Source organism: Acinetobacter endophylla (genome assembly GCF_053543775.1).
Map to the genome: position 1 here is coordinate 766 of NZ_JBLVOM010000095.1, position 557 is coordinate 1,322.

Annotated in this window: 1 protein-coding gene; it reads right to left on the reverse strand. The window is 65.9% G+C overall.

Features of this window, described 5'->3' with window-relative positions; genetic code table 11:
• Window positions 1-557: FAD-dependent oxidoreductase (locus ACNPNW_RS05425; RefSeq protein WP_448766662.1), on the reverse strand; the 557-nt coding region annotated here is incomplete at both ends.

Here is a 557-nt window from a genome sequence, read left to right on the forward strand (position 1 = left end):
GCGGTGAATACCACGGCCGGCATTGCGGTCAGGTCCAGGGCCGCATCGCCGCCAGTCATGTTGATCGCAGCACGGGTGCCGGCCGCTGCCGCCACATAGACGAACTGAGGCTGGTCGGTGCAGTCGCCAGCCGCATAAATGTGTGGCGTACTGGTGCGCATGCCCTTGTCGATGACGATGGCCCCCTGCGCATTGGCAGCGACTCCCGCCGCTTCCAATGCCAGGCTGCGCGTGTTCGGTGCCCTGCCAGTGGCGACCAGCAGCTGGTCGGCGCGTATTTCACCGTACCCGGTGGTCAGCACGAATTCGCCGTCCACATGCGCGACCTGGCTGGCTTGCGTGTGTTCCAATACCTTGATCCCTTCGGCACGGAACGCGGCTGTAACGGCCTCGCCGATGGCCGGGTCGTCGCGGAAGAACAGCGTGTTGCGAGCTAGGATCGTGACCTGGCTGCCCAGCCGGGCGAAGGCTTGCGCCAGTTCCAGCGCGACCACCGACGAGCCGATCACGGCTAGGCGTTCGGGAAGGGTGTCGCTGACCAGGGCCTCGGTCGAAGT